General features: G+C 35.8%; 21 protein-coding genes. 15 read left to right on the top strand and 6 right to left on the bottom strand.

Features of this window, described 5'->3' with window-relative positions; genetic code table 11:
- Positions 1 to 12: 12 nt before the first annotated feature.
- The 10 genes from M2306_RS11970 to tsaB all read left to right on the top strand — a co-directional run bounded on the left by M2306_RS11970 (position 13) and on the right by tsaB (position 7,602).
- Entirely contained in the window at positions 13 to 597 is a 585-nt protein-coding gene (locus M2306_RS11970) for a cytochrome c oxidase subunit 3 (protein WP_259187754.1), read from the top strand.
- A gap of 44 nt (positions 598 to 641) precedes the next feature.
- Positions 642 to 1,616, top strand: coding sequence for a cytochrome c oxidase subunit 3 (locus M2306_RS11965; protein ID WP_115092454.1), 975 nt, complete (start codon positions 642 to 644; stop codon positions 1,614 to 1,616).
- 21 nt (positions 1,617 to 1,637) lie between these two features.
- The gene (locus tag M2306_RS11960; RefSeq protein WP_002989883.1) at positions 1,638 to 1,997 is read left to right on the top strand and encodes a cytochrome C oxidase subunit IV family protein; all 360 of its coding nucleotides are present in this window, start codon (positions 1,638 to 1,640) and stop codon (positions 1,995 to 1,997) included.
- A 112-nt stretch (positions 1,998 to 2,109) separates the two neighbouring features.
- The gene (locus M2306_RS11955) at positions 2,110 to 2,733 is read left to right on the top strand and encodes a hypothetical protein (RefSeq protein WP_115092455.1); all 624 of its coding nucleotides are present in this window, start codon (positions 2,110 to 2,112) and stop codon (positions 2,731 to 2,733) included.
- Positions 2,734 to 2,735: 2 nt separating this feature from the next.
- Entirely contained in the window at positions 2,736 to 3,359 is a 624-nt protein-coding gene (locus M2306_RS11950; RefSeq protein WP_115092456.1) for an SCO family protein, read from the top strand.
- 3 nt (positions 3,360 to 3,362) lie between these two features.
- The gene (locus M2306_RS11945) at positions 3,363 to 3,908 is read left to right on the top strand and encodes a DUF420 domain-containing protein (RefSeq protein ID WP_002989888.1); all 546 of its coding nucleotides are present in this window, start codon (positions 3,363 to 3,365) and stop codon (positions 3,906 to 3,908) included.
- A 6-nt stretch (positions 3,909 to 3,914) separates the two neighbouring features.
- The gene (locus M2306_RS11940) at positions 3,915 to 4,136 is read left to right on the top strand and encodes a hypothetical protein (RefSeq protein WP_002989890.1); all 222 of its coding nucleotides are present in this window, start codon (positions 3,915 to 3,917) and stop codon (positions 4,134 to 4,136) included.
- Positions 4,137 to 4,240: 104 nt separating this feature from the next.
- Positions 4,241 to 5,674, top strand: coding sequence for a TolC family protein (locus tag M2306_RS11935; RefSeq protein WP_259187755.1), 1,434 nt, complete (start codon positions 4,241 to 4,243; stop codon positions 5,672 to 5,674).
- A gap of 3 nt (positions 5,675 to 5,677) precedes the next feature.
- Entirely contained in the window at positions 5,678 to 6,928 is a 1,251-nt protein-coding gene (locus M2306_RS11930; RefSeq protein ID WP_115092458.1) for an efflux RND transporter periplasmic adaptor subunit, read from the top strand.
- On the top strand, positions 6,925 to 7,602 hold the full coding sequence (gene tsaB, locus M2306_RS11925; RefSeq protein ID WP_259187756.1) for a tRNA (adenosine(37)-N6)-threonylcarbamoyltransferase complex dimerization subunit type 1 TsaB: 678 nt from the start codon (positions 6,925 to 6,927) through the stop codon (positions 7,600 to 7,602). The genes M2306_RS11930 and tsaB overlap by 4 nt, the downstream gene beginning before the upstream one ends.
- Positions 7,603 to 7,606: 4 nt before the next feature.
- Here the strand turns inward: tsaB and M2306_RS11920 are convergent, their stop codons facing one another.
- Together M2306_RS11920 and M2306_RS11915 are read right to left on the bottom strand one after the other, a co-directional pair.
- On the bottom strand, positions 7,607 to 8,374 hold the full coding sequence (locus M2306_RS11920; protein ID WP_002989899.1) for a mechanosensitive ion channel family protein: 768 nt from the start codon (positions 8,372 to 8,374) through the stop codon (positions 7,607 to 7,609).
- A gap of 3 nt (positions 8,375 to 8,377) precedes the next feature.
- Positions 8,378 to 10,375, bottom strand: coding sequence for a thioredoxin domain-containing protein (locus tag M2306_RS11915; protein ID WP_259187757.1), 1,998 nt, complete (start codon positions 10,373 to 10,375; stop codon positions 8,378 to 8,380).
- Between the two features lie 248 nt (positions 10,376 to 10,623).
- On the opposite strand from M2306_RS11915, the gene M2306_RS11910 reads away from it, so the two are divergent.
- On the top strand, positions 10,624 to 12,906 hold the full coding sequence (locus M2306_RS11910) for an inorganic phosphate transporter (RefSeq protein ID WP_259187758.1): 2,283 nt from the start codon (positions 10,624 to 10,626) through the stop codon (positions 12,904 to 12,906).
- 83 nt (positions 12,907 to 12,989) lie between these two features.
- Here the strand turns inward: M2306_RS11910 and M2306_RS11905 are convergent, their stop codons facing one another.
- A complete protein-coding gene (locus M2306_RS11905; protein WP_259187759.1) occupies positions 12,990 to 13,889 on the bottom strand; it encodes a NifU family protein in 900 nt (299 codons plus the stop codon).
- A 210-nt stretch (positions 13,890 to 14,099) separates the two neighbouring features.
- On the opposite strand from M2306_RS11905, the gene M2306_RS11900 reads away from it, so the two are divergent.
- The 4 genes from M2306_RS11900 to M2306_RS11885 are packed head-to-tail and all read left to right on the top strand — an operon-like array spanning position 14,100 to position 22,028.
- Complete coding sequence (locus M2306_RS11900; protein WP_147279650.1) at positions 14,100 to 14,516, top strand: hypothetical protein; 417 nt, start codon at positions 14,100 to 14,102, stop codon at positions 14,514 to 14,516.
- Between the two features lie 4 nt (positions 14,517 to 14,520).
- Entirely contained in the window at positions 14,521 to 20,448 is a 5,928-nt protein-coding gene (locus tag M2306_RS11895; RefSeq protein ID WP_259187760.1) for an FIDD domain-containing protein, read from the top strand.
- Between the two features lie 7 nt (positions 20,449 to 20,455).
- A complete protein-coding gene (locus M2306_RS11890; protein WP_115092465.1) occupies positions 20,456 to 21,466 on the top strand; it encodes a PorP/SprF family type IX secretion system membrane protein in 1,011 nt (336 codons plus the stop codon).
- A gap of 49 nt (positions 21,467 to 21,515) precedes the next feature.
- Positions 21,516 to 22,028, top strand: a complete 513-nt coding sequence (locus M2306_RS11885; RefSeq protein WP_115092466.1) for a gamma carbonic anhydrase family protein — start codon at positions 21,516 to 21,518, stop codon at positions 22,026 to 22,028.
- A gap of 98 nt (positions 22,029 to 22,126) precedes the next feature.
- Here M2306_RS11885 and murI read toward each other — a convergent pair whose 3' ends face one another.
- The 3 genes from murI to M2306_RS11870 all read right to left on the bottom strand — a co-directional run bounded on the left by murI (position 22,127) and on the right by M2306_RS11870 (position 24,780).
- Complete coding sequence (murI, locus tag M2306_RS11880; protein ID WP_115092467.1) at positions 22,127 to 22,906, bottom strand: glutamate racemase; 780 nt, start codon at positions 22,904 to 22,906, stop codon at positions 22,127 to 22,129.
- A 61-nt stretch (positions 22,907 to 22,967) separates the two neighbouring features.
- A complete protein-coding gene (locus M2306_RS11875) occupies positions 22,968 to 23,483 on the bottom strand; it encodes an OmpH/Skp family outer membrane protein (protein ID WP_002989920.1) in 516 nt (171 codons plus the stop codon).
- Between the two features lie 22 nt (positions 23,484 to 23,505).
- Positions 23,506 to 24,780, bottom strand: coding sequence for an OmpH/Skp family outer membrane protein (locus M2306_RS11870; RefSeq protein ID WP_259187761.1), 1,275 nt, complete (start codon positions 24,778 to 24,780; stop codon positions 23,506 to 23,508).
- Positions 24,781 to 24,782 lie beyond the last annotated feature (2 nt).

The following is a 24,782-nucleotide window of genomic DNA, read 5'->3' as shown; positions in this document are numbered from 1 at the left end:
TACAGATAGAATATGGAAAATATTGTAGCGCAAGAGCAATACGAGAAAAAAGGTAGAGCATTAAAAGTAATGTTGCTATTTGCTATTGGAAGTATTGCCATGGTGTTTGCAGGTTTGACAAGTGCTTACGTGGTAAGTAAGTCTAGACCTGACTGGCTTGCAGATTTTGTATTGCCATTAGATTTTACAATTAGTACCGTTGCAATTGTAATTAGCAGTGTGACGATGCACCTTGCTTTGAAGGCAACGAAAGAGGGAAATGTTAAAAGTGGTACGATTTATTTAATTTCTACTTTGATATTAGGTCTCTTATTCGTTTTTTTGCAATTCAAAGGCTTTGGACAGGTAATTAGCGAAGGCTACTTCTTTACAGGAAGCGAAAGTACAATTACAACTTCATTTTTATATGTCATTGTAATTGTGCATATTGCACACTTGTTTGGAGGGATGATTTCTTTACTCGTGGTAATTTATAATCATTTTAAACAAAAGTATAATGCTGAGCAATACGTTGGAATACAGCTATGTGCATGGTTCTGGCATTTCTTAGATATACTTTGGGTCTATTTGTTTTTGTTTTTTACATTCTTTAAATAGAAAATTTAAATTAAATTTGGGAACTTTATAACTAATAACTTTTTATGGGAGCGACAGTTACTACAGAAGCTACTGAAGTAAGAGGCGATGCAAGAGGGCCTCTAAATGTAAGCTACGGTAAAATGATGATGTGGTACTTCATATTATCAGATTCATTAACATTTTGTGGATTCCTTGTAGGATACGGTTTTACAAGATACAAGTTCATGGATACTTGGCCGATTGCAGACGAGGTGTTTAACCACTTTCCTTTCTTACATGGTGTAGATGCACCAATGTACTATGTGGCCTTAATGACCTTCATTCTTATTTTCTCATCTGTAACGATGGTATTAGCAGTTGATGCTGGTCACCAAATGAAGAGAAAAAAGGTGGCAACTTATATGTTTTTAACTATCCTAGGTGGTTTAGTGTTCGTTGGATCACAAGCTTGGGAATGGAAAAACTTCATCAATGGTTCTTATGGAGCTGTAGAAACTAGAGGAGGATCAATCTTACAATTCGTAGGAGAAGATGGAAAACAAATCGCATTAGCTGATTTTGTAGTTTTAGATCCAAATCGTGGGGAAGCTACATTAACAAGAGCTAAAGCAACTTGGTTCGTAAATGGACCTAGCCAATCAACGTATTCTTTAGCTGAAGTTCAAGCTGGTTTTGATGCGAATCCTGCAATCAGAATTCGTACACAAAATACAACAGATGCAAAACACAAAGAAATTCTTTCAAGAGAAGCTTCTGTTGAGCGTTTGAAAGATGCAGTATTAGTTGTTGAAGGAGCTAACTTGATCCGCAACGAATACGGACACAAAACGTTCGCTGATTTCTTCTTCTTTATTACTGGATTCCACGGATTCCACGTTTGTACAGGTATCTTAATTAACATTATCATTTTCTTTAATGTGTTATTAGGTACGTATGACAGAAGAGGTTCATACGAAATGGTTGAAAAAGGAGGATTATATTGGCACTTCGTAGATTTAGTATGGGTGTTTGTATTTACATTCTTCTATTTAGTTTAATGTTATAAAAGATTATTTGATATGGCAGCAGATGCAACAGCACACCACTCAAACGCAAAGAAAATCTGGAAAGTATTCTTTATCTTATCAGCAATCACAATTGTAGAGGTTGTATTAGGTATTTTTAAACCAGAAAGCATACATCACGTACATTTCTTTGGATTAAGTTTGTTAAATTATATCTTCATTGTTTTAACAATTTGGAAAGCGTACTACATCATGTGGTCGTTCATGCACTTAGAACAAGAGAAAACAGCATTTAGATGGACGGTAGCGGGAGTTTTAGCTTTCCTATGTGTTTATTTAATTACTTTGGTTTTAATTGAAGGAAACTACGTATATGAAGTATTCCACAATGCACAATATAAGTGGATATTTTAATAAGTTATTATAATTTAAAAGGCGGTTTATTAACCGCCTTTTTTTATTTTTGTCTAGCTATTTAATTTATTGTAAAGTGAAAAAATATATCATACTCGTATTGCTTTTTGTAATGCCTATTTGTGCTTATCTTTTTTTCGCTACTGGTGTGAATCAATTTCAACGTTTACCCATCATTAGTGAAAATGTAAATGAACTACCGCTAGGTGAGTCTTCATTAAACAAACAACCTGTTTTGCAAGGCCGCATTACCGTATTGGGATTCCCTGGTGGACATCTATACAGAGACCGTGGAGATGCCTTTAACCTCAATCAAAAAATCTACAACCGCTATAAAGACTTTGACGATTTTCAATTGGTGATGGTTCTACCTAAGGGATCTGAAGCAGAAGCACAAAAAGTAGTGGATGATCTAAGTCCAATTTCGGATATGTCAAACTGGAACTACTTATTCCTAGAACCAGAAGAAATTCAAACGTTTTATAAGAGCTTAGGTCTAGTTGGTAAATTAGATGATGATTTAGCAAGTTTCAATGTGTATATCGTTGATAAAGACCGTAACCTTAGAGGAAGAAAAGGTAAAAACAAAGCAGGAGAGCTTGAATATAAAGAAGGATATTCTACCATTTCAGCAGCGGAATTACACAATGATATGATGGATGATGTAAAAGTTGTATTGGCTGAATATCGATTAGCATTAAAAAAGTATAAACGCATTAATAGTAATGAAGAGTAGATATGAAAGATAAATCATATATCTGGATTTCTTTAGTTGTATTGGTATTCGGAATTTGGGCAGTGCCAAAGATTATTAAGAAATTCGAAAAGTCAGATTTAGTTGTTATTGGACAGGCGCCAAGTTTTGAACTAGTCGATCAAAACAATAAGACCATCAATAATGCTAGTTATAAAGGGAAAGTGTATGTAGTCGAATTTTTCTTTGCGAATTGCCCGACAATCTGCCCGATTATGAATCAAAATATGTTGAAGTTACAAGATACCTTCCGTCCACATATGGATTTCGGTATTGCGTCAATCACAATTGATCCTAAAAATGATACCGTTGAAGCGTTGAAAGCACATGGGGAGGAATTAGGCGTTACAATTCCTCATTGGCACATGTTGACTGGCGATGCAAAATACATCTATGATTTAGCAGCTAAATTCAATTTATATACAGGAGTTAACCCAGAAGCGCCAGGAGGATTTGAGCATTCAGGTTTATTTGCTTTAATTGATAAAGAAGGGAATATCAGATGTAGAATTGATGAGCATGGAAACCCAGTGTTATACTATGATGGTACATCAGATGAAGGTGTTCAATGGATCAAAGAAGATATTAAATTATTGTTAGCTGAATAAGACATGGAAAATTATAAAGAATTAGAACAAAAATATACCAAGTGGATTTGGATTTTGTCCATCACCATTCCTGTGGTTGTAGCGATTCTATTTGGCGTAAACTTGCAAAAGTTAGGGTATGATGTGCAACCCTTGAGTTTTTTACCCCCAATTTACGCTACTATTAATGGAATTACAGCCGTATTGTTAGTTTGGGCAGTAGCTGCTATTAAAAAAGGAAATAAAGCCTTACACGAGCGTTTAATTAAATTGTGTATTGCTTGTTCGGTTGCTTTCTTAGCGATGTATGTTGCTTACCATATGACTTCAATCGAAACGAAATACGGAGGAGAAGGATTTATCCGTTATGCGTATTTCTTTATTTTGATCACGCATATCTTATTGTCTATTATCATTATTCCTTTCGTATTAATCACATTTGTACGTGGTATTTCAGGTTCATACCAACGCCATAAAAAATTGGCGCGTATTACTTATCCGATGTGGTTGTATGTTGCAGTAACAGGGGTAATCGTATATTTAATGATTTCTCCTTATTACGTAAATTAGACTCGTATGAAAAAGTTTTATTTTTTAGTTGCGTTTTTTATCTTAGCCTCTGCTCAAACGGCAGTTGCTCAGTGCGCCATGTGTAGAGCTGTATTAGAAACGGAAGATGGTGGAGTAAAAGCAGAAGCCGTAAACAATGGTATTGTTTACTTGATGATATTTCCTTATTTACTCGTTGGATTTGCCTTGTATTTTAGTTACAAAGTATATAAAAAGAAAAAGAGTTAAAGGAGCTTAAAAGAACAAACCGCCTAAGAAGGCGGTTTTTTTATTACCTTTAATGTAACAATCGTTTCTACTTCACGTCTTATAGTTTAGATAATTAATTTGCAATGAATTTGAGTAAATTTTACATTTCAGTCCTGTTTTCTTTTCTTGCTTTGCCTGTCTTAGCACAAGAGAAGCGTTGGACGCTAGACGAATGTATTGATTATGCTATCGAACACAATATTAGCGTCAAGCAAATCGAAATAGGTGAACAGCGCAATGTCGTTACTGTGGATATGGCGCGATACGACTTTTTACCTGTCTTGAGTGGATCGGCTAATCATTCTTGGACGATGGTAGACCAACCAGATGTTCAAACAGGAACGATTGGACAACGTACCTTGCAGGAATCTACCGTTGGATTGAGTGTTGGGATTGATATTTTTGATGGTCTACAAAAGCAAAAGCGATTAGCAAAAGCGCGTTTGGAACATGTAGCTTCAGTCTATCAAGTCCAAAAAATCAAAGAAGATATTGCCTTAGCAGTGATTAATTCGTACTTACAAATTATCTTCAACAAAGAATTGGTACATACGAACAAAGTTCAATTAGACTATGATGAAAACGAAGTAAGTAGAGTGCAGGTCTTGGTGAATGCAGGGGCGGTGCCAGCAGGAGATTTACTGGATGTAAAAGCAACAGTTGCTTCTTCTACGCAGCGTTTGATTAGCTCTGAAAATGAATTGATTATCGCAAAATTGAATCTAGCTCAATTGCTTCAAATTCGAGATTATGAACACTTTGATGTTCAAGATTCAGATTATAAAATAACAGAATCGGAATTGATGTTATATACTCCCGAAGAAATTACCAGTCGCGCTTTTGAATCTCTGACGAATATTAAAACGGCAGAACTCAATGTGCAATTGGCAGAAAAGGAAGTACAAATAAGCAAAGGAGCTTATTATCCTAAACTGACGGGATTCTATAATTTTGGTTCTAATGTGCGTTATCAAGATCGAATTGTCGGAAGTAATCCGACGGAAGGTTTAGATCAAATTGGGTTTGTAGAAGGTTCAGGACAACCCGTGATGCGCCAAGGAATGATGAATGTGTATGGTGGTCCAGAGTCGTTTTTTAGACAAATTGACAACAACAAAAGTTCAACCTTTGGTTTGAGTTTGACCGTGCCTATATTCAACGGATTAAAAACAAGAAAAACAGTAAAACTCAATCAATTGGCTTTGGAACAGATGCAATACGAGAAAGAAACTGAGGAATTGAAATTAGAACAATTGGTTTTCAAAGCTTACACGGATACCAAGAGTAGTTTTCAAACCTACGAAGCTAGTGTTGTAACGCTGGAATCTCGAGAAAAATCGTTAGAGTATGCAAGAGAACGCTATGCAGTTGGGTTGATTAATATCTTTGAACTCAATCAAAATCAAAACTTACACGTAACGGCTCAATCGAATCTTCTCAAAGCTAAATACGATTACATTTTTAAGAATAAAATATTAGAATACTACTTCGGATTACCGCTGTTTAAAAGAAATTAAGGGATGAAAAAGAAATATATATTTATTGTTTTAGCACTCGTTGTCGGTCTCTTTGTTGGGATACAGTTTTTTACGACGAAGGATGTATCTACTGTGGTAGAGTTAGCTGCTGTTGATGAAATCAATTTAGTAGAAACGGTTTCTGGTACAGGGAAAATTCAACCTGAAATTGAGATTAAAATAACACCAGAAGTATCTGGAGAAATCATAAATTTGCCAGTCAAAGAAGGACAGGTAGTCAATAAAGGCGATTTGCTAGTTGTGATCAATCCAAACTTGTATGAATCTAATCTAGATCGTATGGTGGCGATGTTGTCAACAAGTAAAGCTGGATTGGAACAAGCAGAAGCACAGTTGAAAGAAACAAAAGCTTCCTTTGCACGAAACAAAACCTTATTTGAGAAAGGCGTTATTTCGGGTTCAGAATGGGATCAGGTGGTGCGTTCGTATGAAGTTGCTAAAGCCAATAAAAATTCTGCCTTTTACAATGTAGAAAGTTCAAGAGCAGCAGTTGAAGAAGCAAAAGTAAATTTGTTGAAAACAACGATTTACGCACCTAGTGCAGGAACAATTTCTCGTGTAGATGTTGAACTTGGGGAGCGTGTACTTGGAACGCAACAAATGGCGGGTACAGAACTATTGCGTGTAGCGAATTTGAATAGTATGGAAGTTGAAGTAAACATCAACGAAAATGACATTGTCAAAGTGAAAGTTGGGGATGAAACAAAAATCAATGTGGATGCCTTTTTGAAAAAGGAGTTTAAGGGAATTGTAACGAGTATTTCCAATTCAGCATCCAATCAAACCTTATCTGCGGATCAGGTAACAACGTTCAAGGTAAAGATTAAAATTTTACGTGAATCCTATGAGGATTTACTCGACGGAAAGTTGGAAGATTATTCTCCTTTCAGACCGGGGATGACGGCAGCTGTAGATATTATTACCCACGTTAAAAATAAAGTACTTGCCGTGCCAATTAGTGCGGTTGTTATGCGTAGTCCTGCAGATACATTGAGTAATCAAGAGAGCAATAAAGCAGCACAAACGAGTGAAGCGCTTAAAGAAGCGGTGTTTGTAGAAGCCAATGGCGTAGCCCAATTGCGCTTTGTAAAAACAGGAATTCAAGACGATAAAAATATTGAAATTGTTCAAGGGTTGAAGCAAGGGGATGTCATCATTACAGGACCTTACTCAACAGTTAGTAAAACCTTGAAACACAATGATAAGATAAAGAAAGAAGAAACGAAAGAATGATTGTACTATTGAATATAGAGACCGCAACTAAAAACTGTTCTGTCTCTTTGTCTGTAGATGGAGCACTTGTAGGAGTGAAAGAAATAGCAGAAGAAAATTTTTCTCATGCAGAGAAGTTGCATGTGTTTATAGAAGAGCTGCTCAAAGAAAACGGGTTAACAATGCAAAACCTATCGGCTATTGCCGTTAGTCAAGGACCTGGATCTTATACTGGATTGCGCATTGGTGTGTCATCCGTTAAAGGTTTGTGCTATGGACTAAATATCCCGATGATTGCGCTAGATACGTTGCAGATTTTAGCGAAGCAATTGCAAGTGAATAGCGGATGGATTATCCCGATGATTGATGCAAGGCGAATGGAGGTGTTTTGCGCCACTTTTTCTCATAAAGGAGTATTGGTTAAGCCTATTGAGGCAAAAGTGATTGACGAGGCTTCTTTTAGTGAATTAGAAGGGAAAACACCCGTTTACTTCATTGGGGATGGAGCAATGAAATGTGCAACTGTACTAACAGCAACTAATTTTAAATTCATTGATGCTATTGTCTACCCTTCTGCCAAAGAAATGGTCGCGTTGAGTTATGAAAAATATACGGCAAAAGACTTTGTAGATGTGGCTTATTTTGAACCTTACTACTTGAAGGATTTTGTGATGCCTGTAAAACAAAAGAAATAAGTGATTATAAAGCATCACTTATTTCTCTTGATTTTAGTAAGATAAATGAATTGACAGCGGTAAAGTTGTCGTTGTCTACCCATACTTGTACCACATAGGTAATTTTAGTGTCGAGTAGTTCTTTAATTAATACTCGAGGTTTTGGTTGTGATAAGATTTTGTCATTGGACTGAAGCTCTTCTAACAACTGGTCAATAAATAGATTGGTATTTTTGGTTAAGTTCGTCTGAACAAGTACCTCTGATCTTCTCAAGTTATTTTGCGATATATTTTTAATCTTGCTATTGGATAAAACTCCATTAGGCAGGTAAATAACGCTGTTTTGATAGTTGACAATTTGCGTGGAAAATATGTGAATACTCAATACTTTTCCTGTTTCTCCCTGGGCTTCAATAATATCTCCAATGCGAAAAGGCTTGAAGAGAATAATCAAAACGCCCCCAGCAAAATTGCTGAGCGAGCCTTGTAATGAAAGCCCAATAGCCAAACTCATGGCGCCAATTATCGCAACAAACGAGCTCGTTTGAATGCCTAGTTTGGAGGCGATAACAACAAAAAGTAAAATGCGAAACCCCCAAAGTAAAACATCGAGTATAAAGCTTGAAAACGTTGGGTCTATATTGCGCTTTGTCATGATACGCCTAGCGATTGTCTGCGACATTTTAATGACCCACAACCCCAAACCAAGTATCAAAAGGGAGGTTACAATATGCGGAATATAGGCAATTGCATTTTCAATATAAGACGTCAATAAATGATCGAATTTTTCCATAAATTACAGTTTAATTAAGCTACTTAAATCAGTGGTTGGCGTTAAACAATGTCTGTTTTCGCAAAGGTAATACTGTGTAGTTTCTTGGATCGTATATTTTTCAAAATACGGTATTGTACTAGGTTGATTAATTGGAAAAACAAAAGTCTTACTGATTAAGTTAGCCTGAACTTGTAAACTAGCTTCTAGAGCATCGGTACCAACAATGGCTAGTTCTGCAGGAGCATTTGTATATAACATTGCTAATAGCCAATGTGAATAGGCTGAAGGGTAATCTAAATTAGATTGCATCACTTCAATCATGTGTTGGGCAAGCTGGGTGTAATGAGTATGCTCAAATGCAACGCCCAATTGAAGTAAACTCATACATAAAACTGCATTAGCAGAAGGAATTACGTTATCTTCTGTTTCAATGCTTCTCAAGATATGGTTAGCCTGACTAGCCTGATTAAAATAGAAGAACTTACTCTTTTCGTCTAAAAATAAGTCTAAGGTCAAATCCATGAGGCGTTTGGCTTGCCATAAATAATCTTGATTTGCCGTGTGCTCAAACAAGCGAATTAAAGCTTGAATATAAAAGGCGTAATCATCTAAATACCCTAAAGTATGTGCGTTTTGATTGTGAGAAGAGTGAAATAATCCTCGTTCTTCATCCAATAAATACGTTTGAATGTAGTGGTAAATGCTTTCTGCTTGTTGTAAATAACTTGTTTCGTTTGTCGCACTATAGGCATCTAGTAGCCCTATAATCAACATGGCATTCCAACTGCAGATAATTTTGTCGTCTAAGTGTGGTTTCGGTCGGTGATCTCGTTCTTGTAACAGCAATTGTTCCCACTTCTTTTTGCGTTCTTGTAAGTCAAAAACATCCAATTGATTAGCTGTAGCAATAGAAGCCAAAGTTTGATTTTGAATAAGTACAAAATGACCTTCTTCCCAATAGCCATAAGCATTGACATTAAATATTTGCGCAAATAAAGAAAAGTCATCTCCTAAAATACGACGCAAGGTAGCTTCCGTCCAAACGTAGTAAGCCCCTTCTTGTGAAATACCTTTGTCGTTTACACTATCTGCATCCAAAGCAGAATAAATTCCGCCCCAATCAGATAGCCAATTGCGTTGAATAAATTGTATGGTTTTGGTAATTACTTCTAAATACAGTGGATTAGCTGTGCGTTTATAGGCATCACTATATACACTTAACAATTGGGCATTGTCGTATAACATTTTTTCAAAATGAGGAATATGCCATTTGAAATCCACAGAATAGCGAGAGAAACCGCCTTCCAAGACATCAAATATCCCACCCCACGCCATTTGGGTGAGGGTTAAATCAATATAGTGAAGTAAATCTTTATCTCGTGTCAGATCACCAACTTTTTGAAGGTAGAGTAGGTTGGTGGGCATCATAAATTTAGGAGCTCGTTGGTAACCACCGTATTCTAAATCGAAACTTTGTTTCCATTTCTCTAACACGATATCCAAATTGAATCGACTTTCTTCGTTTGCCACAGGTGCGAGTCCCATTATATAAACTCCCTCTTGTAATTTGGTGGCAAATTCAAGGGTAGCTTCAGGTTTGTTTTGGTGTAATTGTGCGAGTTGTGTTAAAGCATCTACCCAAGTTTGTTTCGGAAAATAAGTTCCTCCCCAAATAGGTCTTCCATCCGGTAAACAAACAACATTTAAAGGCCATCCTCCTTGTTTGGTCATTAGCTGAACGGCCTTCATATAGTAAGCATCCACATCGGGATGCTCCTCACGGTCTACTTTTATCGAAATGAAATCTTGATTCATTACCTCGGCAACAGCTGGATTGGTAAAACTTTCCTCTTCCATAACATGACACCAATGACAAGTTGAATATCCGATACTGACAATAACCAATTTATTCTGTTCTTGGGCTTGCTCAAAAACAGTTGGATGCCAAGCTTTCCAATGAATAGGATTGGAAGCATGTTGTCTTAAATACGGGTTTGAAGCGTGTTGGAGTTCATTCATATTCGTAGCTTGTGTTTGAGTAACAAAATTAAGGAAAATTTTATTGGAAATCCGAGCACAGTTGCATTTGTCGAGACCTAACTCACAACCCCTAACTCATACCCCCTAACTCATACCCCTAACCCATAACTCCTCACCCATAACCTAACCCACAACCCACAACCAAAAAAAACAAAGGATAACATTAAGTTAACGTTGGATTACAGAAATATAAGCACTTTTGCAGTACGCAAAAAATAAAAGAATAAATGGAACAGATTTTTATTGTAATGCTGATAGCCCTTGGGATATTGGCGATAATAGATTTGACTGTTGGAGTTAGTAACGACGCTGTAAACTTCCTAAACTCAGGACTTGGATCAAAGGCGATGTCTTTCAAAGGTATCATGTTGGTCGCTTCTTTGGGTATTTTGGTTGGAGCGGTGTTTTCTGGTGGTATGATGGAGATTGCCCGAAGTGGAATCTTCGTCCCCAGTATGTTTACCTTCAACGATGTAATGATTATTTTCCTAGCCGTAATGATTACGGATGTCTTGTTGTTGGATGTCTTTAATACGCTAGGATTACCTACGTCTACAACGGTTTCGATTGTATTCGAATTGTTGGGAGCTGCGGTGTGTTTAGCTGTAGTAAAAATTGTAACAAGTGACGACAGTTGGGCTACTTTGCCATCGTATATCAATACCAAAAAGGCCTCCGAAATTATCGTGAGTATTTTGTTGTCGGTTCTATTGTCCTTTACATTAGGTACGTTAGTTCAATATGTATCGCGTCTAATTTTTACGTTCCAAGTAGAACGTAAATTGAAATACTTTGGTGCTTTATTTGGAGGAACGGCAATTACGGCAATTTCATTCTTTATCTTAATAAAAGGATTAAAAGGTTCGAGTTTCTTGACTAAGGAAGCATCAAATTGGATTGATCACAATCAACTAATTATTCTAGGAGCAAGCTTTGTGTTTTGGACCTTGTTCTCTCAGATGCTCATGTCTCTGTTTAAGCTAAATATCCTACGTGTTATTATTATCATCGGAACATTTGCTTTAGCCTTGGCTTTTGCAGGAAATGATTTGGTGAACTTTATTGGGGTACCTATTGCTGCGATTCAATCTTTTGAATTCTTTCAAAGCTCAGGACAAGCGCCCGATGTTTATATGATGGGGAAATTGGCAGAAGAAAGCGTAAAAGCACCCTTCTATTTCCTATTGTTAGCTGGAGCGGTGATGGTTTATACGTTGTGGACATCGAAAAAGGCACGCAATGTAATCGAAACAGAAATGAACTTAGCCCGTCAGAGTTCAGATTCCTCAGATGAGAAGTTCTCACCGAATTTATTGTCAAAGGCTTTAGTACGCAGCATGGTTATTTTGGGTGGAATTGTGAATTATTTCCTTCCGAAATCATGGCAAATCCGCATGGATAAGCGTTTTGAGCAACCGGAGGTAAAATCAAAAAGCAAGAACAAGGAAGATGAACCAGCTTTTGATATGGTACGTGCTTCTGTCAATTTGATGGTGGCGAGTATTTTGATTTCCATTGGTACGTCGATGAAACTACCTTTATCTACAACCTATGTTACGTTTATGGTGGCAATGGGTACTTCTTTTGCTGATAGAGCTTGGGATAGAGATTCAGCTGTTTATCGTGTAGCAGGGGTATTTAACGTAATTGGTGGATGGTTTGTAACAGCTATTGTTGCTTTTGTGGCTTCTTTAATTACAGCTTACATCTTATATATAGGAGAAGTTTATGCTTTAGTAGCGATGTTGATCTTAGTGGGTATTCTATTGTATAGAAGTAATAAAATGCATCAGCGTTTAGAGCAAGAGAAAAAACTCAAAACGGAAAAGCTCAATAAAATTGATATTGTTACCATCCAGGAAGTAGCTTCAGAGAGTTCGGCTCAAATTGCTAAGGTTATTGTTCGTACAAACGAATTATATACTCGTGTGATTGATGGAGTAGCTTTGCAAAATCACGCGGATTTAAAAGCGTGTAGAAAAAAGTTAAAACAGCTGGAAAAAGAAGTGGATAGCTTGCGCGGAAATGTGTATTTCTTCATTAAGAATTTAGATGAAACTACGGTAGGAGCAAGTAAGTTTTACGTATTAACGCTTGGATTCTTACAAGATATTATCAAGTCAACCTTATTTATTACACAGAATAGCTATACACACGTGGACAATAACCACAAGAAGCTGAAGTTTAATCAGATTCGCGACTTAAAGCTAATTGACAATAAACTACAAAGCTTCTTAGATGAGATTGGAACTATCTTCTTAGAAGAGAAGTTTGACCGCATTAGTGATGTCTTAGCGAACAAAGAAGAGATTACGCTAACGATTGATAAATTAATTCAAAAGCAAATCGTTCGTATTCGCACAACAGAAACAAGTCCAAAGAACAGTAAGTTGTATTTCTCTATCTTGTTTGAAACTGATGATTTGGTAAAAGCAACTATAGGGTTGTTGGAATTATTTGAACAATTTGACCTCGATCAGAAACGAACTAAATTTACTTCGAAAGGGTAAGGAATTTTAAATCGTTCAACTTATAGCTAAAAAAAGCGCTTGAATCACTTCAAGCGCTTTTTTTAATACTATTACTTGGGATATTATCCGTTGATTGCTTCTACAACGATAGCTTCGTCTGCAAGCATGTGACGTAGCATATTCTCAATACCATTCTTTAAGGTAAAAGTAGAAGATGGACAACCGCTACAAGCACCCTGTAAGATAACTTGAACCACGTTGGTATCTTCATTGTAATTTTGGAAAGCGATATTTCCACCATCAGCCTGAACTGCTGGTTTTACATTTTCTTCCAAAATATTAATGATGCGTTGTGACTTCTCATCTAAAGAGTCAAAGTGAATATCCGCTTGTTTTTCTAATTCTTCTATATTAGTTACTAAAGCTTCATCCACCGCTAAATTTCCTTTTTCTAAAAATTCCTTAATAAAAGAGCGTGTCGATTGAATGAATTCATTCCAATCAAAGGCCTCATATTTAGAAATAGAAACATAGTTCTCATCAATGAATACTTCGCGTACAAAAGGCAGTTTAAACAGCTCTTTCGCTAAAGGAGAAGCCTTGGCTTCATCAATGTTTTTGAACTCAACCCCTTGCTTGGTTAATGCCTTGTTGGCAACAAATTTAATTACGGCTGGGTTTGGAGTTGACTCTGCATAAATCGTAATAGGATGTTTTTTGGCATCATCTTTAGATTCTATTAAGATTTTCTTACCTTTAGCCATGAAAGTTTGGATTTGGTCTGCAACCGTGTCTTGCACGTCCTCCCATTCAACAATTGAAAATTTTTCAATAGCAATGAAATTATTTGCAATAAATACCGTTTTTACAAAAGGTAAGTAGAAAAGTTCTCGTGCTAAAGGAGATTGAGTAGTTTCATCAATGTTTTTGAACTCAAAATTGTCTCCTTTTGTGATGAAATCAGGTAGGATAAACTTGACAATTGCTGGGTTTTGAGTATTTTGAATTTTAATGTGCGACATTTTGTTTTATTTTTTTTCAAAATTAACAAACTTATATTCTACGAATCTGTATATTTGGTTTTTTAAACATATAATTAACATATAATTAAGTATGAATTAACAGCGCGAAAAATAGAAGCCTTTTAATTCCAGTTCTGAACGTAAGTTAATCTATTTTAGAATTTTATAATAGTAATAAATGAATAATAATTTTTATAAAGTGTGTAACGTATGAAGTTTAAAATGGTTTTTAGCTCTGTCATTATCTTAGTTGGAGCTATACTCTTGGGATTTTCTTTAAGAGCTCAAGATAGAACGACGACTTTAGATCCTCGAATTGCAGAAGTCTATCGAGATAATAAGCAATTGTTATCTGAAGCTAGAGTAAATGCCTTAATGCAGCTACTGAATGAGAGAGTAGAAATTAAGGAAGAAGCTTTCGTTTCAGGTGAAAAACATCAATTATTGTCAACTGTACCTTTGTTTAACAAGTACAATACTGCTTTAACACGGGATGTAACATTTGATTTAAATACATTTAATGTGTTAAAGTACAATTTGGCATTTTTCGAAAATAGAGATGCCTTGTATCGAGTAGATAACACAAATTTTGTAATTATTATTCATCAACAAGCTTATAGAAGATAGCAGTATGAAAAAAATTATTAACCTATTATTTTTATTATGTAGTTTTCTGATTTATGCTCAAAATAATTCAGAGTATACTCCATATCCCATTCAAAATGGGAGAATAGATACCTGTTCGGGTTATTTCTTTGATTCGGGTGGATTTGATAATCATTATGGAAATAATGAAAACTTTACGTTTACTATTTGTCCTGATAATGAAGACAATTATATAGTAATTGACTTTGAAAGTTTTATTACTGAAGCAAATGCTGATATTTTGACTGTTTTTGCAGGTGAAAATGCAAATGGAGCGGCTATTGCTACATATTCAGGTCATATTGAAGATCCTTTTTCGGTTGTAGGAGCATTAGGACCAACCAATGGGTGTTTAACTTTTGTATTCACTTCGGATGATGAAACTACAATGCCAGGTTGGCGTGCAAAAATTTCTTGTAGAGGAGAGTGTCAAAATATCAGAGCTGTTTTTGCGGGATCAGTTCCTGAAATTGACCCTAATGTAGTTCCTGTTTGTCCTGAAGATGTTGGAGTAATTCGCGTTTGTAAAGGAACACCATTTACATTAAAAGCAGATGGTGTCTTTGAAAGAGATAATGAAGGTGCAAAATATGAGTGGGTTTTAAACAGAAAAGATGAGAATTTAAATAACATCATTTATAGAGGAAAAGAAATTACGACTCAATTTGATGAAGAAGGGTCTTATAAATTTAGCTTGGTTGCTATTGATGCTGAAGGATGTAAAAGTAGAAATTTAGTAAGTGTAGTTGTGCAGGTTTCTTCTAATGAAGCTGAAATTACATTGACAACAGATAAACCTAATTATTGTTTAAATGAAACAATAATGCTATTTTCCGATGTAGAGCTGAAAAAATATGATTATGAACCAATTCCTCCAGTAGCAGGAACTACTTTTATTCCAGATGGACGTGATTTATATACTACTAGTATTTTTGTCGATCAGTTCTGTTTAGGGCAAGAATTGGAAGACATGAATCACGTTACGGTTTGTTTGAATATGGAGCATTCCTATATGGGAGATTTAATAATTACTTTGGTTTCTCCAAATGGTCAAAGAGTTCGATTACACAATCAAGCTGGTGCAGGTAGAACTTTTGGTATTCCTAGATGGTTACAGGGAAAAGATGCAGATGAAGCAGAAGGTCCTGGTGTAGGATGGGACTATTGTTTTAATATGGCTCCCGGTAATATTATTGTTGGAGGGCCTGGTGTTCCTACAACTCAAGTATCGATGCCGCCTCAAGGTACTGTTAGACCAGCAGCTAATCCTGGAACTTATTTACCAGTTGATTCTTTTCAAGGTTTCGTAGGTACAGAATTAAATGGAGAATGGAAAATTGAAATTTTAGATCAATTAGCAATAGATAATGGTTGGATTTTCTCATGGAGCTTAATATTTGATGAATCTATTATACCTGCCGACTTATCATTTGCTCCAGAAGTGAAGTCAGAACGTTGGATAGGTGAGGGGATTGTGAATCTTGAAAATGGTGAAGCTTTGGTTCGCCCAGTTACTCCAGGTACTTATACCTATACTTATGAAGTAACAGATAATTTTAATTGTACATATACTAAAGATATTACAGTTACAGTTGACCCAGTTTTATTCACGGATAAGCCTAGTAACTTAAATGCTTGTATGGACCAAACTACAAGAAGAGGAACATTTAATTTACGTGATGTTCAACCATCAGTAAGTTCAAATCCAAATGTGATATTTAATTACTATAATAGTGAAATGGATGCTCAATTGGATAGAAGCCCAATAGATGTGAATCAGGTTGTACATATTAACAATAGTCCAAGACAAGTTTGGTTGAGAGCCGTTGATCCTGGGATGAGTTTAAATTGTTATACTGTTGAGAGTTTTTATTTAGTAGTAAATAATTGTGCGTTACAATTGCGTAATTTGGATAATTTAATTATCTGTAATCCATCAACTATTTTTGATTTAACTGTACAAACACCAATTGTATATAACAATACACCTGGATTTACTGTTACGTATCATACCACGCAAGAGGGCGCTTTAGCAGGAAACAATGCTATTCCTCCAGCTGATGCGGCTGCCTTTACAGGAACAAATGGACAAGTAATCTATGTACGTGTGCAAAGTGATACGAATCCGGAAGCTTATGCAACTACTAGTTTTAGATTGTTTATTGAAGAAGTACCTACTATCTTTCCAGTAGCTGAAATTTTTGGATGCCCTATTAATACAGAGAAATCGATCGGGGAATTTAATTTACCATTGAACAATCTAGCTTTAACTGGAGGTAGACCTAATTTAGTTGTTAGTTATTACCCAACAGAAGCAGCTGCAATTGCAGGATTGGTAGCTAACCGTTTACCAAATATTCTTCAAACAACAGCTTCAACCATTTGGGCGCGTGTAGAGCATGCAAGAACGAAGTGTTTTGCTACTACGCCAATCGATTTAATTGTAGCGGATATTCCAGAGCATGCTGATGACGTAACGATTTTTAATTGTTCAACAAATAATGATGGTATTGCTGAGTTCTCAACGAGTACAATTACATTCCAATTGTTTGGTAATATATTACCTAATATAAGTGTACGTTATTTTATTTCTGAGGCTGATGCACAACGAAATATTAATAACTTACCAGACACATTCGCAAATACTGTTCCTAATAATCAAACGATTTATGCAAGAATTGCTTTTGATCGTTCAGGGTGTTTTGAAATTATTCCTATTGAATTAGTGATTTCACGTTCACCTAGAATTGTTACACCAACACCATTTGCTGCTTGTGTAGATAGTCAAAATAGAGAAGTGATTTATGATTTGCGTTTGAAAGAACCTGAAATTTTAGGAGGTCAAAATGCAGCGAACTTTGAAATTACGTACTACTTAACAGAAAATAATGCCCACAGAGCAGAGTTCGCTATTGATAATGCAAATGCATTCTCTAATACTACAGCTTATGTAGTATGGGTAAGAGTACAGGATAGAGCAACAGGCTGTTATGCAGTAACACGTTTGGTATTAACGACGAAACTGTTACCTAATGTTCCTGCGATGTTACCGACATATAAATTATGTAGTGCGCCAGAGAATAACGGTATTGGAACTTTCGATTTGTTAGCATACAAAAATGTAATTGCAAATGGTCAGCAAGGTTTAGTTATTAGCTACCATAAAACAGAAGCGGATGCAGATGCGAATCGCAATAGATTGCCTAATAGCTATGAAAATGAAACAGCTTATTACCAAACCATTTTCGTTCGCATTGAAAACGAAGTTGGATGTCATGTTGTAAGAACGTTAGCACTACGCGTGGATGCATTACCAACATTGAATATTACCGCTGAACCATTCCAAGTTTGTAGTTATGGAGAAACAGGAGTAACTTCTTTTAACTTAGAGGATATTATCAATACTATTCAGGTAGGTGTTGTTGGTTTAGAGTATCATTTCTATGAATTAGAAGAGAATGCATATAACGATATTGATCGTATTTTAAATCCAAGAAATTACACGAATATTCAACCAGGAGTATCGACAGTTTGGGTGAAGGCACTAGATCCTGTAACACGTTGTTTTACTGTGAAACCATTGAGAATTATTGCAGTAGCAGCGCCAACGTTACCTGTAGCACTTGAAAATTTAGTTATGTGTACAGACAGACATGATGGTACAAGTGCTATTTTCGATTTAACAGCTCAAAATGACCGAATTTTAGCTGAACAACAAGTTGATCCTGCTAACATTAGTATTGTTTATTATCTAACAGAAGATGATGCATTAAATCGTAGAAATAGAATTACTACACCAGAAGTGTTTACAAATACGAGATTAAATCAAAGAATTTGGGTTAGAATTGAAAATACAGTAACGAAATGCTATGTATTGGGCTCATTCTTGTTGGAGATTAAAAATCCTTTGGAGATTGCAGCAGTATTAACACCAATTGAGCTATGTCAAGATTTAACGTTACCAGGTGTTTCTGCTACATTTAATTTACATGAAAGAGAGTCAGATCTTTTATTAGGTGTTGAGGTATTTGGTGCTGTATTTGGTTACTATGAATCAAAAGAAGATGCTGAAAATGATCGTAACCCGATTCAGAATACAAGAAACTATGTAAATAGGACAAATCCTCAAACGATTTGGGTATCTGTTGAAGGTAGAAACGGTTGTAGAAGCTATAGACCGTTGGTTATTAGAGTCAAACCATTACCATTGCCAAATTACAACCCTATGCCATTAGAAATGTGTGAGTTTCAAACTAGAGATGGTAAAGCGGAATTTAATTTGAAATTAGCTGAAGAGGATATGAGAAATCAAGATCCGAATTTATTGTTCAGCTATTTTGAATCTGAAGCAGATGCTATTGGAAATGTAAATCCAATTCAATTTCCTACAAACTATGTTACAGGTACTAGAATTGTTTGGGTAAGAGTAGCGAAAAATAACGCGGGTCAACCTGATAGCTGTTATGTGATTGTAAAATTACCAGTGAAAGTAAATCTTCAACCGTATTTTAACCCATTGAAACCGTATATTCATTGTTTGGATAATCCGGGACAGTTTGAGAAATTTGATTTGAGAACGAAATTCGATGAGATTTTAGAAGGTAGAAATGCAGCTGATTATACGATTACGTTCTATACGAACTTGAATGCAGCAATGAATGATAGAAACCCAATCATGTATGATTACGTTAATATCGTTCCAAACCAACAAGAGATTTATGTTAGATTAACAGATATTAAAACGGGTTGTTTCTATGTGGATAAGTTAATCTTGTCAATTGAACAAAAAGTAGTAGCCTTCCCAATTAGCACAACAGATAAAGCGAGAATTGAGAAATGTGCAACACCAGCAGGTCCAACAGGTACTGCGGTATTCAATCTTAATTTGTTTACAGATGAGATTAAAGGAGCACAAATTATTGATCCAGCTGATCTAGAAGTACAGTACTATTATAATAATGCATTAATTGATGCTGGAGATGTTGGACGTTTCAGATTACCAATCGGAACACATGAAATCGTAGCAGTGATTAAACAAGTGGGGGCTCAGTTCTTCTGTCAAGATGAAACGAGATTCACATTGACTGTTTCTGAAACACCAATAGCACCAGTACTACAAGTGAGTACATTAGTATGTATCGATTACAATACAGGTAAATTGGTTGATCCGTATACGATTGATTCTGGATTCAAAGGAGGAGATTATGAGTTCCAATGGGAGAGAAGAGGAGCTATAGGTGGGTTTACACCAATTGCTGGAGCTACAAAATCATACTATGTAGTTGAAAGTATTGAATCAGGAAATGTTTTTAGAGTAGTTGTTAAGTTCAAAGGACAACAATGTTCAAATACTAGTAATGATATAACACTTAACTTTGTTGAGGATATCAAAATCAAAGTAATGAATGTTGACTCAAAAGGTATTATTGGTGCAATTGACGGAGAAGAAAGAATTTCAATTATAATTGAAAGCCCAACAGACACTAGATTGTTTGAGTATGCTTTAGATGAAGGTGCTTACCAAGATTCAAGAATCTTCTATGACGTATTAAATGGTTCACATAGAGTTTGGGTTAGATACAAAGATCAGAGATCAATTTGTCCTCAATATGTTGACGTATTTGTTTTAGGGTATCCAAGATTTTTTACACCAAATGGTGATGGATTTAATGATACTTGGAATATTCCAACATTAAAAGGACATCCAGAAGCAGTGATTTATATCTATGATAGATATGGTAAATTACTTTCTCAGTTTAATCCTGCTAGTGGAGGATGGGATGGTACATTTAATGGGAAACAAATGCCATCAACAGACTATTGGTTTACTGTAGAATATTTAGAAGAGGCTAAACAAGCGAATCAAGTTCCTAGAAAAGTTCAATATAAAGGGCACTTCTCATTAAAACGATAATTAGGATATGAAAATATTTAAGAAAAGATATTTAGCAGTTGCGTTATTAGTTACTCAAATGAGTAATGCGCAAGACGGTGGATTACCTATGTATTCGGATTATTTAGCTGATAACTATTATTTGATTCACCCTGCAATGGCTGGTTTGAAAAATAGTACACAAGTAAGAGGAGCGATAAGACAACAATGGGGAGATACGGATGATGCACCGCAAACTCAAACTTTAACAATCAATACCCGCGTCGGAGAACGATCGGGTATTGGTATCATCGCTTTCAAAGATAAGAATGGGTACCATTCAGAAACAGGAGCGAAGTTGACGTATGCACACCATATCACATTTAGTGAATCGCGTTATGAATTGAATATGTTATCGTTTGGTATGAGTGCAGGTTTTGCACGAACTACATTAGATGAAACAGAGTTTGGTTCTGGATATGATCCGATTCTAAGTGGTGGTCTTGAAGTAAAAGACAGCTATTTCTCTGTTGACTTTGGAGCAGCTTATCACCGTGGGGATTTTTTCTCTATGTTCACAGTTAAAAATGCAGTTACAAGTAAAAGAGAATTGTACACGGATGCAGAAAGCAGTAATTTCCGCCGCTATTTATTAGGTGGGGGATATACTTTCGGAAACACACGTTATAACGGTGGATGGATGTATGAGCCTTCGGTTTTAGTACAGTATGTTGAAGAAACGGAAATGAAGTTAGCAGATGTGAATATGAAAGTGTATAAAACGTTTGACAACGCAAAGCTTTGGGCAGGGGTTTCTTATAGACGCGACTTTAACAGAGCTGAGTACATGAAAAGTGGTAAAACGAAGAAACAAGCAAATCAAAGTATTAGTCCACTATTAGGAGGATCTTACAAGATGTTTAGTTTGACTTACACGTATACACATGAATTAGGAGATAATACGTTTAACAAAGGAGGATTCCACTTGTTTACACTTGGAGTTAATTTATTTGGAAAACGAAGTTCATTAGATTGTAACTGTCCTAACTTACATGATTAAAAAAAAAGTCCCGATATTTATCGGGACTTTTTTTTAAATATAATGAAGTATGATAATAAAAGAAATAAGAGGAAAATACCCTCAAATAGCAGCGGATTGTTACATTGCCGAAAATGCGACTATCGTTGGTGATGTTACGATAGGAGAATTGTGTAGTGTTTGGTTCAATGCGGTAATTCGCGGAGATGTGAATTCGATTACCATAGGAAATCAAGTCAATATTCAGGATGGAGCGGTGATTCATTGTACCTATGAAAAACATCCAACGGTTATTGGAAATAATGTATCTATTGGACACAATGCCATGGTACATGGTTGTGTTATACATGATAATGTATTGATTGGAATGGGGGCGATTGTGATGGATAATTGTGTGGTGCATAGCAACACCATTATTGCTGCGGGAGCTGTTGTAACTCAAAACACGGTAATTGAATCTGGAAGTATTTATGCAGGGGTTCCTGCCAAAAAAGTAAAAGATATAAATGCTTCTAACTTCGCTGGGGAAATAGAGCGTATAGCAACGAATTACGTGATGTACTCTAGTTGGTTCAAAGAATAAAAAAAAAGAGTAGGGGAGGATGATAGCTCTCCCAATTAAAGAATGTAAGGGATTAAGTACCTTGAATAAAAAAGCATGGAAAGTTCCATGCTTTTTTATTAAAATTCAATTTGTTGAACTTGGATATCTTCAGGTGCAAAAGTCTGTAAAATACTTGGGTTAACGTTTGTGTAAAATACAGTACTACCCTTGTTTGTGTGTGGGGTTAATAAATGATGTTCTCCCAATATTTTTTGCGTGTGTTTGGCTACAGCTTCTCCAGAATCTATAATCAGTATATGTTCGGGTATTAGAGTCTTAATAATAGGCGTTAAGTAAGGATAGTGCGTACAGCCTAATACAAGGGTATCCATGCCTTGTTCTACCATCGGTAATAGATACAGTTGTAAAAGATCTTTCATTTCTTGGGAGTGCAGTTGTCCTGACTCAATCAAGGTAACGAGATTATAGCCTATTTGCTCAATTATCTTAACATTAGGGTATAGTTTCAGCTTAGAAGTAAATAAATCACTTGTAATGGTTCCTTTTGTAGCTAAAACGCCAATGGTTGAGGTTTTAGTCAATAAGGATGCAGGTTTAATTGCGGGTTCTATTCCAATAATAGGAATAGTGAAAGAAGAACGCAACTCTTGAATGGCATTGGTTGTAGCTGTATTACAAGCAACAACCACAAGTTTACAACCTTGATCAACAAGGTATTGTATGTTTTTATGGGATAAGGCAAGAATAGCTTCTTTGGTTTGTGTACCATAAGGGGCGTTCTTTTGATCGGCTAAAAAAATGGTGTCCTCCGTAGGCATTAGTTTGTGTATTTCCTGCCATATTGTGGTTCCACCTATACCAGAGTCAAATAGACCAATGGGATTTGTATTTTTCATAAGTAGAACAAAAATAAAAAAGTCCGTTGTAATAACGGACTTTTTTATTAAAATATAAAAATTATTTAATACCTAATTCTTTTTTTACATCAGCTGCTAAGTTTGTACCATCAGCTAATAAAACTCCTGAACCCATTGAAGAATCTAAAACATATTGGATTCCTTGAGCACGAGCTACTTTTTGGATTGCAGTTCTAGCTTTCTCAAAAATTGGTTGTGTTAAATCAACCTCTTTCTTTTGTAAATCTTGTGAAGCTGTAGTTTGGAACTGTTGGATTCTTTGTAAAAGATCTTCAACTTCTTTTTGTCTATCTTCGTTTACTTTGTCTCCTACAGTAGGTGCTTCAGTTTGGTATTTTTGAGCTTTTGTTTGGTACTCAGATACCATTGTTCCATATTCTTTTTGATATTTTTCGCTTAATGTTTTCAATTCTGCCTCAGCTGATTTCATAGCAGGCATTTCTGTAATCAAAGCTTGAACATCGATGTGTGCAACTTTAGTTTGAGCTGTTGCTGTTGTTAAGCTAACGCCAAAAAACATTACTGCTGCAATCAATAAGGATTTCATTTTTTTCATTGTATTCGTTTTTTATATTATTTTACTTGTTACTTTTTGCGGCTTCAATCTGTTTTTTCATTTCTTCTTGTTCTTGAAGCATTCTCTTGCGTTTCTCTTCTTGTTCTTGTTGAACACGATCTTTAATTTCCTGTTGTTTACGTTGAGTTTCCTCGATTTGTCGTTGACGTTGTTCTAGTGCTTCTTTTTTCTTTTGCTCTAGGTCGGCTCTACGCTTAGCTTCGGCAGCTTGTCTTTCAGCAATTAATTTTTCAAGTTCTTCATTCTTGTCATTCTTTTGCTGTTTTTCTGCTTCTTCTCGTCGTCTATCTTTTTCTTCTTGTTCTCTTTTTTCTCTAGCAGCTTTTTGCTTTTCAGCTTCTTCTTGCTGCTCTTTGATTTGCTTTTCTCGATCTAATTGAAGTTGCTCTCTCTTTTGTTTATCTTCTTGCTTCTTCTGTTCAATCTCCTCTTGCTTTTGTTTCAACGCTTGTTTTTGCGCTTCAATCTTTTCTTGTCTTAAACGTTCAGCTTCTGCTCTTTTATCTTCTAACTCTTTCAACTTCTCTTCCTGTTGACGTTTTAAAGCGTCTTCTTTGTTCGTTTGCTCCTGCTGATTAGAAGTTTGCTGTTGTTTCTGCTTTTCCTCTTTCTGTTCTTGACGCATTTGACGTTCAGCTTCTTCTCTTCTTCGTTGCTGTTCTTCACGTCTACTTTGTCTCAACGAAATAGTATCTTCTTCTTTTTCCTCTTGCTCTACTGCTTCAACCTGTTCCGCAGTCATGTTTTGTTTTCTTCGAGCAGAGGTCATCCGACGAATGACTAAATTACTAATATCATATCGTTTATCCGCTATTAACATCGTAGTTTCTGCATTCTTGTCTAAAACATAGTCGTATTTTCTAGCTTCAGCAATATCTTGTACCATAGAGAATACCTGATCTTGAATCGGTTTCGCTAAACTTATTTTTTGCGAAAAGTACTCTCCATCTGTACCAAAATATTTTTGTTGATATTTTAAAAGATCGTCTTCAAGAGAACTGATGTCTTCTTCTTTTTCATTAATCAAATCACGAGTTAGCAATACCCTTTCATTTGCTAAATCCGTTTTGAGCTTTTTAATCTCTTCCTTTTTCTTATCAATTTCTTGTTTCCAGCCTTCTGCACGGGAAGCTAATTGTGCACTAGCTTCGGTGTATTCCGGGACGTGTTGCAAGATAAGTTCCATATCAATATAAGCAACTCGGGCAGACCCTCCTTGTGCAAAGGAAAAGGAATATCCAAAAATACTGATTAAAAAAATAAAAAGATACCTCATAA

This window comes from Myroides gitamensis, assembly GCF_029894455.1.
Classification (GTDB): domain Bacteria; phylum Bacteroidota; class Bacteroidia; order Flavobacteriales; family Flavobacteriaceae; genus Flavobacterium; species Flavobacterium odoratum.
The sequence above is the reverse complement of the archived record's forward strand: the minus strand, read 5'-3'. Positions and strand labels throughout refer to the sequence as shown.

What these genes read in the sequence shown, in the direction of transcription:
- M2306_RS11945 (WP_002989888.1), top strand. Translation starts at nt 3,363, where the DNA reads ATGGAAAATTATAAAGAATTAGAACAAAAATATACCAAGTGGATTTGG.
- M2306_RS11905 (WP_259187759.1), bottom strand. Translation starts at nt 13,889, where the DNA reads ATGTCGCACATTAAAATTCAAAATACTCAAAACCCAGCAATTGTCAAG.
- M2306_RS11955 (WP_115092455.1), top strand. Translation starts at nt 2,110, where the DNA reads ATGCCTATTTGTGCTTATCTTTTTTTCGCTACTGGTGTGAATCAATTT.
- M2306_RS11930 (WP_115092458.1), top strand. Translation starts at nt 5,678, where the DNA reads ATGAAAAAGAAATATATATTTATTGTTTTAGCACTCGTTGTCGGTCTC.
- M2306_RS11950 (WP_115092456.1), top strand. Translation starts at nt 2,736, where the DNA reads ATGAAAGATAAATCATATATCTGGATTTCTTTAGTTGTATTGGTATTC.
- M2306_RS11900 (WP_147279650.1), top strand. Translation starts at nt 14,100, where the DNA reads ATGAAGTTTAAAATGGTTTTTAGCTCTGTCATTATCTTAGTTGGAGCT.
- M2306_RS11965 (WP_115092454.1), top strand. Translation starts at nt 642, where the DNA reads ATGGGAGCGACAGTTACTACAGAAGCTACTGAAGTAAGAGGCGATGCA.
- M2306_RS11940 (WP_002989890.1), top strand. Translation starts at nt 3,915, where the DNA reads ATGAAAAAGTTTTATTTTTTAGTTGCGTTTTTTATCTTAGCCTCTGCT.
- murI (WP_115092467.1), bottom strand. Translation starts at nt 22,906, where the DNA reads ATGAAAAATACAAATCCCATTGGTCTATTTGACTCTGGTATAGGTGGA.
- M2306_RS11960 (WP_002989883.1), top strand. Translation starts at nt 1,638, where the DNA reads ATGGCAGCAGATGCAACAGCACACCACTCAAACGCAAAGAAAATCTGG.
- M2306_RS11915 (WP_259187757.1), bottom strand. Translation starts at nt 10,375, where the DNA reads ATGAATGAACTCCAACACGCTTCAAACCCGTATTTAAGACAACATGCT.
- M2306_RS11870 (WP_259187761.1), bottom strand. Translation starts at nt 24,780, where the DNA reads ATGAGGTATCTTTTTATTTTTTTAATCAGTATTTTTGGATATTCCTTT.
- M2306_RS11890 (WP_115092465.1), top strand. Translation starts at nt 20,456, where the DNA reads ATGAAAATATTTAAGAAAAGATATTTAGCAGTTGCGTTATTAGTTACT.
- M2306_RS11895 (WP_259187760.1), top strand. Translation starts at nt 14,521, where the DNA reads ATGAAAAAAATTATTAACCTATTATTTTTATTATGTAGTTTTCTGATT.
- tsaB (WP_259187756.1), top strand. Translation starts at nt 6,925, where the DNA reads ATGATTGTACTATTGAATATAGAGACCGCAACTAAAAACTGTTCTGTC.
- M2306_RS11910 (WP_259187758.1), top strand. Translation starts at nt 10,624, where the DNA reads ATGGAACAGATTTTTATTGTAATGCTGATAGCCCTTGGGATATTGGCG.
- M2306_RS11885 (WP_115092466.1), top strand. Translation starts at nt 21,516, where the DNA reads ATGATAATAAAAGAAATAAGAGGAAAATACCCTCAAATAGCAGCGGAT.
- M2306_RS11970 (WP_259187754.1), top strand. Translation starts at nt 13, where the DNA reads ATGGAAAATATTGTAGCGCAAGAGCAATACGAGAAAAAAGGTAGAGCA.
- M2306_RS11935 (WP_259187755.1), top strand. Translation starts at nt 4,241, where the DNA reads ATGAATTTGAGTAAATTTTACATTTCAGTCCTGTTTTCTTTTCTTGCT.
- M2306_RS11875 (WP_002989920.1), bottom strand. Translation starts at nt 23,483, where the DNA reads ATGAAAAAAATGAAATCCTTATTGATTGCAGCAGTAATGTTTTTTGGC.
- M2306_RS11920 (WP_002989899.1), bottom strand. Translation starts at nt 8,374, where the DNA reads ATGGAAAAATTCGATCATTTATTGACGTCTTATATTGAAAATGCAATT.